Source organism: Streptomyces corchorusii (assembly GCF_001514055.1).
GTDB classification, from domain to species: domain Bacteria; phylum Actinomycetota; class Actinomycetes; order Streptomycetales; family Streptomycetaceae; genus Streptomyces; species Streptomyces olivaceoviridis.
The window spans coordinates 76,097-88,734 of record NZ_KQ948374.1 but is presented as its reverse complement, the minus strand read 5'-3'; the positions used below and the strand labels follow the sequence as shown (position 1 = coordinate 88,734).

The following is a 12,638-nucleotide window of genomic DNA, read 5'->3' as shown; positions in this document are numbered from 1 at the left end:
CGCAACCGTCGGTCCCGGCGCCACTGCCTGGAACGACATGCCGCCGAGCAATACACGGCCGTCGGCCGTGCGTCTGGCCGCAGCCGTTCACCGCAGCCCCCGCACACCCGTTCCCTGGCCTCCCCGGCGCCCTTGGACACCCAGCCAGCCTAGACCCAAAGCTATTCAAAACCGGGGATCGAAAACAGGCACTGACCGGCTCCTGACGGCACCGTCGTCCGGGGACGGCTCGGGGTGCTTGTTGGCCTGTATGACAGTGGATATCAGGGTCATTCGGGCCGGTCAGATGTACCGATACTACCTCCGCGAGACCGTCGTCGGCGACGGTCGTCGCCCGGACCGCATGCCGCTGCGCGAGGCCCAGGAGAAAGCTGGTGTCCCGGCCGGGCGATGGATGGGCCGCGGCCTGACCGTGCTTGGCCTGACGCCGGGTGAGGAGGTCACCGAGGCGCAGCTGCGGAACCTGTTCGGTGAGCGGGGCCGGCACCCGTACGCGGACCGGATCGAGGCCGACCTGCTCGCCAAGGGTGCGTCCCCGAAGAAGGCGTTCAAGGCCGGCGCCCTCGGCCGCCGGGTGACGGTGACCGGTGTCGAATTCGTCCTCCGGCCGCAGCCGACGATCTACCTGTTGTAGGCGCTGGGGGATGAGGAGACCCGGCGGGTGATCGAGGCCGCGCACGAGCGCGCGATCGAGCGGGTGCTGGCCTGGATCGAGGACGAGGTGGCGGTGATCCGGTACGGCAAGGACGGCATCCACCGGGACCGGCCGCCCGGCGGTCTGGTCGCCGCCCGCTTCCGCCACGACGAGGTGCGTTCCGAGCGGACCCTTGCTCCATGACCATCTGCTGCTGAGCGTGAAGGGGCAGCGCCTGGACGGGAAGTGGGGCTCGATCCACACCACGGCCCTGCACGAGAACACCGTGGCCGCCTCCGCTCTCTACAACGAGATCGTGGCCGCTGAGGTCTGCGAGGCGCTGGGACTGGCGACCGAGCCGCGCACCGTCACCCCCGGGCGTCGGCCCGTGATGGAGATTGCCGGGGTGCCGCACGAGCTGATCCGCTGGACCGCCCGGCGCAGCGACCAGATCGCCGCCTGCCTGACCGAGCTGGAGCACGAGTACGTCACCGCCGTCGACGACGACGGCGAGCCGCGGTTCCTGCCCGTGGTCTCCGAGCGGGCCCGCGCCAAACTGAACGGGATCGCCGCGAAGATGACGCGCCCACCGAAGCAGAAGGCCCGTCCCCTCACGCAGCTGCGCAGGGAGTGGAAGGAGAGCGCGATCCGCACCTCCAAGGTAGCCATCGACATCGTCAACTCCCTCGTCGAGCACGCCCGTGCCGCAGCTGCCGCGATCCGGGCCCGGGTCACCGCCGTGGTCGACGTCGCCCTGGCGGCCGTCGACGTCACCGCGACCGTGTTCGTGATGAACGACGGTGGCCGCTTCCATCGCCGGCACCTGCTCGCCGAAGCCCGCCGCCACCTTGCCCGAAGAGGTCGGCGACGTCGCGCAAGCTGCCGAGCAGCATGCCCGCCAGCACGATCAGGAAGGTGATGTTGGAGACGGCGGCTGCCGGGGGCGCCATGCCTGTGCGGTGGGTTCGGCGTAGCGGCGCAGGAGCAGGCCGATGGCGAAGGGAACGAGTTGCAGAAGCGCCATCGCCCGCACCAGCGCGCCGACGTCGAGGGAGACCTCGGCGCGAGTGTCGGCGGCGGTGAGGATGGCGTTGACGGTGGGGGCGAAGGTGAGGCTGCCGAGCGAGGCGAGCAGTACCTGCGTCGCCGCGCCCGCGACGACGTCGCCCTGCTGCCCGGTCGCCAGTTTCGCCCCGAAGGGGCCGCCCGGGGAGGAGGCGATCAGGACGAGGGCGATGGAGGCGGCCGAGGGGAGACCGAACAGAGCACCGATGCCCCAGCCGAGCAGCGGGATGACCACCATGTTGGCGGTCAGCGCCAGCGCCAGAAGCGGAATGTCGGCGAAGACTCCGCGCAGTGCCGGGACGGTGGCGCGCAGGCCGGCGGCGAACATGGTGGCCGCGATGAAGATGACGGTGACCGCGTTGAGGACGAGATGCAGGGCGTCCATGGCGTTTGTCCGCCCGGTCAGTCGTGGAGGTCCCCGAGCCAGCGCAGGGCGCTCAGGCTCGGCAGGAAGCAGTATTCGCCTCCACGGGTGACCGCGAACCGGGGCAGCGGGGCCAGGCGGCGCCGCACGGGCCGGCGGGGGATGGTGTAGCCGGTATGCCCGTCGGCGGCGCCGACGACGGGGTCCTTCGTGGCGCCGGCCCCGAAGAAGACGCCGTCGTTCATCCACTGCGACTGGACGAACTCGAACTGCCGGCCCAGGTGGGCGCCGATGAACGCGAACATCAGGCCGCGGTCGGCTCCGTCGTCCTCCAGCACGCCCTCGGGCAGCGGCGGTCCGTAGACGGCGCCGCGCCGGATCATGCGGTGCAGCCGCACCTCGCCGGCCACCGAGGCGTCGCGCGGGTTGGCCCGGCGGATGTGGCAGCCACCGGGGGTGGTGAATCCCATCGGGTCGTCCTGCTCGTACAGGAAGGTGTTGCGCCGGTGGGCGTCGGAGCCGAGCGCGGGGTCGTCGTGCTGCGGAGCGAGCGCCAGCGGGGCCCCGCTGCGCCAGCGCCCCATGATCTTCGCCGCGATCAGCTCCTCGTCCTCGGCCCTGGCGGAGTTGTCCCTCAGGTACCGCCTGAACCCGGCGACGTCCTGGTGGAGTTTGCGGAAGACCGCGTAACTGCCGTTGCGCCCGAGCACGGCCGGCTGCGGCGTCTGGACACCGCCGAGCTCATCGGGGTAGCCGAGCACGAACTCCCCGCTCCTCAGAGGCGCTTCCAGCGTATTGGACCCTGGGATGCCGCTGCCTTCGACAGCCGGATGGCTGACGCCGTCGAGATAGCCGAAGTGCTCCTTCTCGGTGGGCAGCGCGTAGCAGTCCTGCCTCCAGATCGCCGTCACACCGGGTAGGCGCCCATAGGCGAGACGGGCGCGGTCGATGGCCGCCTCCAGGTGCGGGGGGTCGGGCGCGACCGCCGTGATCACCACATGGACCTCGCGGGTACCGAGCGGTGCCTCCCAGTGCTGCGGGCTGCTGGCGCCCTCGTCACGCAGCGCCCGGGCGCGGGCTGCCATGCCCTGCCGGAACTCCCAGGCGAACGAATCCAGCGAGGAGCGCGGCACTCCCAGGGCCTGGAGGCCCCAGTAGGTGACGGCGATACTGACCCAGGTGTCCCCCAGGGGACTGGAGGTGTCGGCGGCGGAGGTCGCCGCTGCGCTCGCCCGCCGCATCAGCTCACGGCCCCGGGTGCGGTCGTCGATGCGGAAGGCCAGATAGGTCGCCGCGTACGGGGTGGGGCGTGGGCTGAGGACCCCGCGTTGGATGTCGTCGAGTTCGAGTGTGACGTGGGTGGGTGCGCTCACGTCGGCCTCCCTACGGCATCGCCTATGTAACGAGGTTGCGCCAGAAGTTCCTCAGGCTGTCGTCGGCGCCGAAGAGCGTGCTGAAGATCGTGGAGTCGGCCAGCAGAACGTCTGCCGCGCGGTCGCCGCCGGGGGGCATCCACAGGAACATGTTGAACTCGGCGTTGCCGTCCTCGGTGAACGGATGGGGCCGGGAGGTGTCGATCGGCTGCCGGGCCAGCACATGGACGGCCTTCGGCTCGTCGGTCGTCACCGCGTAGTGAGGCAGGTGCATGTGGAAGTTGAAGTTCGTGACCCCGTTCAGCCACCCCTTCTCGTCCAGGTCAGGGATGGTCGACAAAGGAGCGATCCGGTTGCCCTCACCGGTGGCGGGACGCAGCCCGTACCGATTGATGACCGGCACGCCCAGGCCCTTCATCAGATCCCTGACGTAGGTCGCGAACCGCTGCTGGCGCGGCACCAGGGGATCGCCGTGATGGCGGTACTCCACCTCCCGCACGGACAGATCGTCCGAGGCGCCGACATCGTGGTGGGGCCCGAGGACCAGGCGGGCGTCGTCCCGGCCGAGGAAGCCCCGAAGCGCCTCGATCTCCCCGGGCTGCGCCTCCTGTCCGGTGATCATGTGGTCCAGTCCGAAGACGAACAGGACATCCGTGTCATCGAGCACCCGCCCATCGAGCGGAGTATGGAATCCGGCCTGGTCAATGCGCTGGTACACCGGGACGGGATGCCCCGTGACCTCCTCGACGAAGTCCTGGAACGGCGCCCAGGCCCAGAAGAACAGCTCCAGCGACCCTGCGATGCCCTGCTGGAACCGGTAGGGGTCGGACCACTTCGGGTCCTCGTACGCGGGCCAGGCCACCCGCCTGACCTCGGTCATCGTGGAGAAGCGGTTGTCGAGCTCTGCCGCGTTGCGACCGGCCTCTGCCGGATAGCTCCACGAGACGTAGACGCTCACCCGCCGACCGTCAGGGGTGTACTTCCGCGGAATGTGCCGCTGGTTGTACGTCCGCGCGGTCCTGACCTCGCTCATTTTCGTCCAACCTCACTGCATCTGGTCGAGCATCTCCGACAGAGCGCTCTTGATCCGCAGAGCCTTCTTGATCTCGTCCGCCGTCACGTACGGATACTCTCCGTATTCGATGAAGCTCGGACAATGGTGTTCCCGTACGAAGCGCACGAACGCCTCGGGGTTGGTCCGCCAGTCCTCGGGGAACCCTTCGAGGTTCTCGAAGGTGGTGCTCACACCCGCCTTGCTGAACAGCGCGGCGGCGTCCTCGGTGTACTTGTCGAAGTCGGTGTCGAAGATGCCCTGGTACATGAAGCGCGTGTCGTCGTCGAAGAGAACCCAGCGCAGGTAGTGCAGTTTCAACGGCGCGAGGAGATACGGATCCTGCTCCAGCGCCTTGGCCAGGGTATGTCCGTGCTCCCGTATCGCCTCGGCCCTGCCCGGTTTCACGTCTGCGATGATGGTGAACCCGTAGCAGGCCGGAGTCCTCGGAAAGACGGGGCCGTACTTGCCCTGCTCCAGGTGGTCGGTCTCCTTGGGGATGGCGACCGCCCGCGGCTTGATCTCCATGTCCGCACCTCCGCATTCCACAGGCCGGAATCCACCTACAGCGTGGCACTGGACGGCTGGCCGCGCCCGCTGACTGGGCGGGGGCTGACGGGTCGGCTGCCGGCCAGTGAAGTCGTGGCGGCCTGCGCGGTGCGGACCACCGCGCAGACGGCCGATCATTGTTTCGGATCATGACGACGAGAACCTGACGCAACGGCTTCACCCGACCGGGCACCGGCCACTGCCGAGCCGTTACCGATGTCGTGCCGATTGCACGCCTTTTGCCCACGCCCAGGCCGTCAGCCGCCACTCGGTGTCCACCTTGCGAAGCGCCACCGTGAACCCCGAGCCGGTCTGAGCGACCCGCCTGTCCCGCAGGTCGAATGCCATGGTCGCGGGAACAACCACATGAGCGTACTCGCCGGTGACATCGACATGCCGCGGCTCACACCGCAGTCGGCCACAAAGAAGCAAGCGGGCCGCCGGCCTCGTAGCGCCCTTTCTGACGCTCTGGTCGGCGGCGTCCGGTCCGGACGGGGATGCCGACGAGGTGGGCCGCCAGCCCCCTTGGCTCGGAGTAAGCAACAGCCACAGGTGGCGTGCAGTCACGTGTCCGTGACATGGACCCGACGATTCCGGAACGGATGATCTTTAGGGTTGTTCTCGCTGGTCAGAGTAGCCAGCACCTCAGAAGCCGAAGCCGCCAGGAGCAGCCATGCGTACCGCACTCCGTACCGCCCTCGCCACCGTCGCCCTCGTCGGTACCGCCACTGCCTCCATCGTCTCGGCCCATGCCGCCAGTGCCGCCACATCGCCCGGACCGGCCGGGAGCAGCGCCTGCGTCGCCGCCACGACCATCCCCTCCGTCTTCGGCGGCGGCATGAAGGTCCGGCTGGTCAGCAGCGCCGACCACGGCGCGTCCGCCACGCTCCTGGATGCCAAGGGCCACGCCGTCGCGACCGTCAACCAGAGCCGGCCCACCGACCTGGCCGACGGACTGAAGATCACCGGAGTGCTCTCCGCCAAGCCGGTCTTCGGCCAGCGCAGCCAGGGCGGGTCCACCCCCTGGCAGTCCACGCCCTTCCCGGCCCTGTCCGCCGACTGCACCCTGCACGGCACGCTCTCGCGCACCCTGCGCCTCGACGCACGTACGACGGCCCAGATCTTCAAGGTCTCCGCCGACCACCACCAGGCCCGCGTCTTCCAGGACGGCAAGCTGGTGCGCTTCCTCGACGCGCACTCCCGCGCCGGCGCCGCTCTGTTCGGCAACCGCACGCTGGTGCTCGACCCGGTCGGCGGGACCGTCGGCTGGACCGGCGCCGAGACCGCCGTCAGCCCCCGGCTGGGCCGCTACAAGCTGGCCAACGGCGCGATCGTCAAGCTCGTCCAGCGCAACGGTGTCTACGGGGCGCAGCTGACCACCAGCCACGGCACGTTCCCCGTCTCGTACGCCAAGGGCCGCCCGGTCGTCCTCCAGGACAACGTCACGCTGGTCGTCCTGGGCGCCGACGGCACCCTCAGCAACCACATCTACAGCAAGTCCGTCCAGAAGACACCGGTCTACCTGGGCGCCTGAGCCAACCGTCTGAAGGGGCGCCGCCGATCCAGCGCGGCGCCCCTTTGTCGCGACAGGCACAACGTCTAAGTTCCGTCTCACACAGCACCGCGTCCGCCAACTCGAACAGCACATCGCGCCGAGCGGTCAGACACTCGTAGAACTCGCCCCGGAAGCGTGACGCTTCCGCGAACGCTTCCCTCGGACAGCATCAGGCAGCAGACTCACCCTCACGGCCTTCGTCCCCGTCACGTGCACCTTGGTCGGAGCACATGATCAGACGAAGGCCGTTCCTGCGTCTGGTGATTGCCGGGCATACGATCAAGTTCGACGGCCGTTCGAGGTCCACAGGGGGCGCAATGTCAGAGATCGCTCAGTGGCTCAAGGACTGGTATGCCGCACATGAACACGAGCTGCGCTCTCGTGGGATCAGCTCTGCGGTGAAGCGGCCCGTCCCAGGAACCCCGTCCCGAGGGCGGCCGAAGGCCACGGCAGTGAGTCTCACACTGGAATCAGACGAGCGCATGGGGACGGTGTTCCTCTGGGAATCGGGTGCCACTTCGCTGCTCTTCCTCGACTCCGGAACCGAGCGCACCTGGCAGGACGACGCGGTGCTCCACTCCGAGAGCGACCTGCCACGGATCCTGGCGCCCCTCGTGAAGCTAGTCGAAGCAGCTGCCGACGGTAGTTGAAGAACAAGCTCAGGCGTGGCCGGTGGCGTGGAGGCGGGGATGAGGGTGGAGGCTGAGGTAGAGGCCGGCGGTGGCGCGTGCGGGGGTGGTGGGCAGGGGCAGCAGGTGGCTTGTTCCGTGGCCAGCGAGTCCTTGCGGGGGTTGGCCGTTGACGGGTGGGCGCACGGTGCGCAGGAAGGTGTCGACGGGGTCGTCGGTCTGGCTGTCGCGGAGATCTTCGGCGCCGGTGATGATGTTGAGAAAGCTCTCGTGCAGGCGTAAAGGGGCTTGGTCCCGGCGGCTGAGCCGCTGTGCGGTGCGGAAGTAGCTGTCGCGGCCGTCGTGGATGCGGTAGAAGGCGCTGACCAGGATGAGGAGCCGTTCGTAGGCGTGCTGGTAGGCGCTCTGGTAGAAGGCGTGGGCGGCGTCTTCGTCGACGTCGCCGACCAGCATGCTGTTGATGGAGGCGGCGGCGAGCAGACCGCTGTACATGGCCAGGTGCACGCCGGTGGATAGCAGGGGGTCGAGGAAGCAGGCGGCGTCGCCGGCGAGGAACCAGCCCGGTCCGCTGAACGCTTCGCTGACGTAGGAGTAGTCGCTCTCGGTTTTCAGCGGCGCCACCTGACGGGCGCTGGTGAGCATGCCGGCCAGCAGCGGACAGCGGGCGATCGCCTCGTCGTAGAGGGTCTGCAGTGAGCCGCCTGCCGCCCGCCTGGCGTGGGCAAAGGAGCGTTTGTCGGTGACCAGGCCGACGCTGAGGGTGCCGTCGTGCAGCGGGATCGCCCACAGCCATCCGTCGTTGGGCAGCGAGAACACCCCGATCGCGCCGCTGGGGGCTGCGACAAGGGGCGCGGCGCCGCGCCAGTAGCTCCAGGTGGCGACGTTGCGGAAGGCGTCGTGGACGCGCCGGGTGCGCAGGTGCCGGGTGGCGAGGAGCCCTGCGCGGCCGGAGGCGTCGACGAGGTACCGGAAGCGGACGCGCCCCGCGGCTGTGCCCCGGCCGGCCCAGGTGGCTTCCACCGCCCGGCCGGCCGGGCCTCTCCCGCCGCCGGCCTCGAAGTCGACCCGTTGCGCGCGGGCCTCTTCCCTGACGTCGGCCCCCTGCGCGCGGGCGTGTTCCAGCAGCAACTGATCGAACTCGGAGCGGATGACCTGAAAGCTGTAGGCCGCCGGCCTGCCCGGTTCGTCGAAGCCCAGTGACCATTCCTGGCCACCCCAGCCGTAGAACGCTCCCGTCTTGCGGATGAACCCGTGCGCCTCGACCGTCTCGCGCGCACCCAGGACGTCCAGCACGGGCAGCAAGGAGGGCAGCAGCGACTCCCCGACGTGGTAGCGCGGGAACCGTTCCCTTTCCAGCACCCGCACTTGATGGCCCTGGTGGGCCAGGAGGGCCGCGGCGGTCGCGCCCGCCGGGCCGCCTCCGACCACCAGGACATCGGTCTCTTCACGCATCGGTACTCCTCAGCCTTCGGCAACCAGACGATTCCACCCACCGGCGAGCACTTTCTGAGACAGTGCCATCACTATGAGAAGTGAACCTCACGGTGGGGCCAGCCCGACAGACGGCACCGCGCCCGCATCAACCCGCGCTCCAGCCACGCTCACTGTGGGCGTCGAGGAGGAGCTCCTCCTGGTCGATCCCCTCACGCGCGAGCTCAGCCCCCGTGGACCGGAGGTGGTGAGCGAGGCGGCCGGTGAACTCGGTGACCGGGCCGGCACCGAGCTGACCCGCTATCAGGTCGAAGTGCGCACCGATCCGCACACCTGCCTGAAGGAAGCCGCCGAACAGATCCGCTCCACAAGAGCGGCGGCCGCCCGTGCCGCCGCCCGCCTCGGCGTGCGCCTCGCCTCGACCGGTACCCCGGTGCTCGGCCAGACGTCCCCGGTCCCGATCACACCCGGCGCCCGATATGCCCGCAGCGCCGCGCACTTCCGCGCTCTGGACGACGAGCAGACCGCGTGCGCCTGCCATATCCACGTCGGCCTGCCCGACCCCCGTGACGCCGTGTACGTCAGCAACCACCTGCGGCCCTGGCTGCCGCCCCTGATCGCCTTCAGCGCGAACTCCCCGTTCCGGGACGGTCAGGACACCGGCTACGCGAGCTGGCGGACCACCACCTGGGGGCGCTGGCCCGTCGCCGGCCCGCCCCCGTACTTCGAATCACCCGCCCACTTCGACGACCTCGTCGACACTCTCCTCAACACTGAGACACTCATCGACCGCGGCGGCCTGTACTGGGACATCCGCCCCTCTCACCACCTGCCCACCATCGAAGTCCGCGTCGCCGACGCCGCCCTGACGCCCGATGACACCCTGTTTCTCGCCGCCGTCGTCCGCGCTGTGACCGCCACCGCCCTCAGCTCTGTCCAAGCCGGAGAACCGGCCCCGCGCCCGGCACCGGAAGTCCTGCGTGCAGCCTGCTGGCGCGCGGCACGTGACGGACTGGCCGGCACCGGCATCGACCCACTCACTGGCCGCCTGGTCGCGCAGACCACGCTCGTCGAAAGGCTGCTGCACACCATTGCCCCAGCACTGCGGCAGCACGACGACCTCGGCCACGTACGCGAGCAGTGGCAGCGCCTGCGCGGTGAAGGGACCGGTGCCGACCGCCAGCGCGCCGCCTACCGGCAAGACTCCAGCACGCACGACGTCGTCGACTACATCATCTCCGCCACCTGCCCCCAGTAAGGCAGCGGTGATATGGGCCCCAGCGTTCAACAACTCGCGCAAGCACGGCCTGGCCGGCCCGGTGTCTTTCCGCTTCGGCCGTACCCACATGCAGCCCTGCGGGAAGCGACTGGCAATTTCCGCCGTGAAGTGGCCGTGGCCCGGACGGGTACCAGGCGCAGATGCGGCGGGCGGGCTGGGAGCGGGCGGCGAAGAAGACAGCCGAGCGTAAGGCCCGCCGCCCTGTCTGCGCTGGCTGCGGAGCGAAGTGCACCGACGAACGCTGGAAGGCGACACGCCTTACGAGGTCCCACACCTCTGCCTCGCCAGGTCAACTGCCGTGCGGATGCCGATGGCGTACTCCGACGGGCGCTCCCAGGCCGCGAAGTGACCGCCGGCCGCTTCCTCGGTCCACGAGCGGACGTCGAAGAAGCGTGCCGCGAACTCGCGCGGCGCGTTGACGAGGTCCTTCGGGAAGATCGTGAACGCCGTGGGGACGTCGATGCGTCCGCTCGGTTTCGCCGCGCTCTCGGCGTAGGGGGTGAAGGAGGTGCCGATGGCGCCGCTGACCCAGTACGCGGTGATCCAGGTGAGCAACTCGTCCCGGTTGAACACCGCTTCCACATCACCGCCGCAGTCGGTCCACGCCCGCAGCTTCTCCAGGATCCAGGCCGCCAAGCCCGCGGGCGAGTCACCGAGCGCCACTGCCAACGTGTGCGGCTTGGTGGCCTGTTCGTGCATGTAGCCACCCTCGGCGGCCTGCCAGTGATGACCGCGCCGGATGTACGCCCGCTCCGCGTCGGACAGGTCCTGCGGCGGGTCCACCAGGAAGCGGTACTGCGACACATCGGTCAGGTGCAGGGCGGTCACGCGGTCGGGGCGAGCAGCGGCCAGCGCCTCGGCCACGTCACAGCCCACATCGCCCGCGGACACGACGTACCGTTCGTAGCCGAGCTCGGTCATCGCGTTCGCGATCGCCTCGGCCATGTCCCCGGACGACATGCCCCGGGAGGCGACGGGCGCGGCGAACGGAAAGCCTGGCAGGGCCGGGACGATCACGTGGAGGTCGGACAGCAGGGGCCAGACCTTCTCGAACCGCAGGACGGAGTCGGGCCAGCCGTGGAGGAGCACCACCGCCACCGCGTCGGTGCGCGCCGCTCGCAGGTGGACCGCCCGCACAGGTGTGTCGGCCAGGCCGGCCAGGGCCCAGGGCAGGGCACGGATGCGGGCTTCGTGCTCGCGCCAGTCGTAGGAGCGGGCCCAATGGGAGATCAGGTCCGCGAGGCGGTCACCGTCGACACCGCGCGCCCAACCGAACCCGGCGGGGACGTCGACCCGGCGGTAGCCGCGCAGGCGTGCGCGCAGGTCTTCGAGTACCGACTCCTCCACGACTGGTGGAGCGGCGTGTCCCGTGCTGATCATGCTCGGTCGTCCTCTCGTTCGCTAGAAACATCTCTGATGTCCGTGTCCCGGCGATGTTCCCGGGACGCCTTCTCCGGGACAACTGCCCGGAGGGCGTGAACGGCGACGAATGACCTCCCTGGCCCGGACCGTGTTGAAGGAGGCGTGGTGGTGAAGGGGACAGTGTTTCCGGGCCTTACCTATTGCCTGCGGACGTTCTGGACGGTGGTGCTGGATGCGGTCCGCCTGGAGCACGGCGCCGACGTCGCCACAGTGACCATCGTCCGGATCCGCGAGGTCGTCGAGCGATTCGTCGCCGGCCAGGTGAAGCAGGATGCCCCGGAGGTCCTGGTCGTGCTGGACGCCGGATACGACCCACCTGGCATCGCCCACCTGCTGAAAGATCGGCGTCGGCCACCGGCTCGGCATCGGGCACAGGCTCGGCTTCGCCACCGAGATCCCGCACAGCTACGTTCAGCGGGCGGACCTGGTGGCGCGAGCGCCGGCGGCCGGGGTACCGGTGCTGCTGGTGGAGATCGACCGCCGCACCGAGGACGCCCACGACTTGGTGAACAAGCTGCGCCGGTACCGGAAATGGGGTCGGCTGCTGGCACCGGACGCGAACAAGCGCATCGCGGACCGGGTCCGCTCCCGTTCACCTGGACGGCACCGCCCACGCCACCCGCAAAGAGCCGGGCAGCACGGTCCGCCGGTCCATCATCTGGCGGAACCAGCACGCCGCCGACGAACGCCTCCGCGAGGTCGTGGCCAAGGCCAACGTCGTCTGAAGCGGAGTGGTCCTCGCGACTGTGTCACCGGCCGCATCGATCCCACTTCGTTCGCCGCTCATCAGGGCAGGCGGGCGTGTTCGGCCCGGCTGGCAGCGATCCGCTCACGCGCGAGCGTACGGGCCCGCTTGGTGTCGCCGCCGGTGAGTCGGGCGAGGATCGTCGCGAGCGGCCTGATCTGACCCCAGCCGCCCCAGTGGCCCTCGGGGATCTCGGTGGGGAATACCCAGATCCGGCTGGCGTCACGCGGCCAGGCGCCGTTCTCCGCGTCGAGGATCGCCTCGGTGACCTCGGCGATGACGCTCGCACGCTTCTGTTCGTCGAGCTGGCCCTCGGGGACGGACGGGACGACCTTGTAGCGAGGTGCGTCCGCGGGTTCTCCGCCGACGTAGATGCCGGCCGGTCGGTGCAGCCAGAGCCAGGAGACGGAACGGCTCACCGGGTCGGCGGGGTCGAATCCCTCGTTGCGGACGAGGATCTCGGTGATGCGGTTCAGCAGCGCCGTCTCGGCGTCCGGCTGGAGCGCGCCGTCGGGAATGTAGACGTCAAGCATGGGCATGG

At 69.5% G+C, this 12,638-nt stretch carries 11 protein-coding genes and 1 pseudogene; 5 read left to right on the top strand and 7 right to left on the bottom strand.

The features are described 5' to 3' along the window. Positions 1 to 37: 37 nt before the first annotated feature. A pseudogene (locus tag AQJ11_RS52305) lies at positions 38 to 838 on the top strand (relaxase domain-containing protein). After that, a complete protein-coding gene (locus tag AQJ11_RS52300; RefSeq protein WP_059266710.1) occupies positions 828 to 1,553 on the top strand; it encodes a relaxase domain-containing protein in 726 nt (241 codons plus the stop codon). Before AQJ11_RS52305 ends, AQJ11_RS52300 begins: the two are co-directional and overlap by 11 nt. Here the strand turns inward: AQJ11_RS52300 and AQJ11_RS40235 are convergent. Genes AQJ11_RS40235 through AQJ11_RS40220 form a run of 4 tightly spaced genes read right to left on the bottom strand, consistent with a single transcriptional unit; the run spans position 1,542 to position 5,015 of the window. Then, positions 1,542 to 2,084, bottom strand: a complete 543-nt coding sequence (locus AQJ11_RS40235) for a hypothetical protein (protein WP_059266709.1) — start codon at positions 2,082 to 2,084, stop codon at positions 1,542 to 1,544. The two genes, AQJ11_RS52300 and AQJ11_RS40235, sit on opposite strands and share 12 nt — an antisense overlap. A gap of 17 nt (positions 2,085 to 2,101) precedes the next feature. Next, positions 2,102 to 3,436 (bottom strand): Dyp-type peroxidase, encoded by a 1,335-nt coding sequence (locus AQJ11_RS40230; RefSeq protein ID WP_059266708.1) that lies wholly within the window; start codon positions 3,434 to 3,436, stop codon positions 2,102 to 2,104. 22 nt (positions 3,437 to 3,458) lie between these two features. Next, positions 3,459 to 4,469 (bottom strand): hypothetical protein, encoded by a 1,011-nt coding sequence (locus AQJ11_RS40225; RefSeq protein WP_079082643.1) that lies wholly within the window; start codon positions 4,467 to 4,469, stop codon positions 3,459 to 3,461. A gap of 12 nt (positions 4,470 to 4,481) precedes the next feature. Next, complete coding sequence (locus AQJ11_RS40220) at positions 4,482 to 5,015, bottom strand: hypothetical protein (RefSeq protein ID WP_059266707.1); 534 nt, start codon at positions 5,013 to 5,015, stop codon at positions 4,482 to 4,484. Between the two features lie 694 nt (positions 5,016 to 5,709). On the opposite strand from AQJ11_RS40220, the gene AQJ11_RS40215 reads away from it, so the two are divergent. Together AQJ11_RS40215 and AQJ11_RS40210 are read left to right on the top strand one after the other, a co-directional pair. Continuing rightward, positions 5,710 to 6,570 carry a hypothetical protein gene (locus AQJ11_RS40215; RefSeq protein ID WP_244218597.1) on the top strand — a complete coding sequence of 287 codons (861 nt, stop codon included), beginning with the start codon at positions 5,710 to 5,712 and terminating at the stop codon, positions 6,568 to 6,570. A 473-nt stretch (positions 6,571 to 7,043) separates the two neighbouring features. Beyond that, positions 7,044 to 7,241 (top strand): hypothetical protein, encoded by a 198-nt coding sequence (locus AQJ11_RS40210; RefSeq protein ID WP_059266706.1) that lies wholly within the window; start codon positions 7,044 to 7,046, stop codon positions 7,239 to 7,241. A gap of 9 nt (positions 7,242 to 7,250) precedes the next feature. On the opposite strand, the gene AQJ11_RS40205 is transcribed toward AQJ11_RS40210, so the two are convergent. Further along, entirely contained in the window at positions 7,251 to 8,672 is a 1,422-nt protein-coding gene (locus tag AQJ11_RS40205) for an NAD(P)/FAD-dependent oxidoreductase (RefSeq protein ID WP_059266705.1), read from the bottom strand. 154 nt (positions 8,673 to 8,826) lie between these two features. On the opposite strand from AQJ11_RS40205, the gene AQJ11_RS40200 reads away from it, so the two are divergent. Next, entirely contained in the window at positions 8,827 to 9,909 is a 1,083-nt protein-coding gene (locus tag AQJ11_RS40200; protein ID WP_059266704.1) for a carboxylate-amine ligase, read from the top strand. 279 nt (positions 9,910 to 10,188) lie between these two features. Here the strand turns inward: AQJ11_RS40200 and AQJ11_RS40195 are convergent, their stop codons facing one another. Both AQJ11_RS40195 and AQJ11_RS40185 read right to left on the bottom strand, forming a co-directional pair. Beyond that, positions 10,189 to 11,310, bottom strand: a complete 1,122-nt coding sequence (locus tag AQJ11_RS40195) for an epoxide hydrolase family protein (protein WP_059266703.1) — start codon at positions 11,308 to 11,310, stop codon at positions 10,189 to 10,191. 828 nt (positions 11,311 to 12,138) lie between these two features. Beyond that, positions 12,139 to 12,636: a tautomerase family protein gene (locus tag AQJ11_RS40185; RefSeq protein WP_058078935.1), complete on the bottom strand. Its 498-nt coding sequence runs from the start codon at positions 12,634 to 12,636 to the stop codon at positions 12,139 to 12,141. Between the last annotated feature and the right edge of the window lie 2 nt (positions 12,637 to 12,638).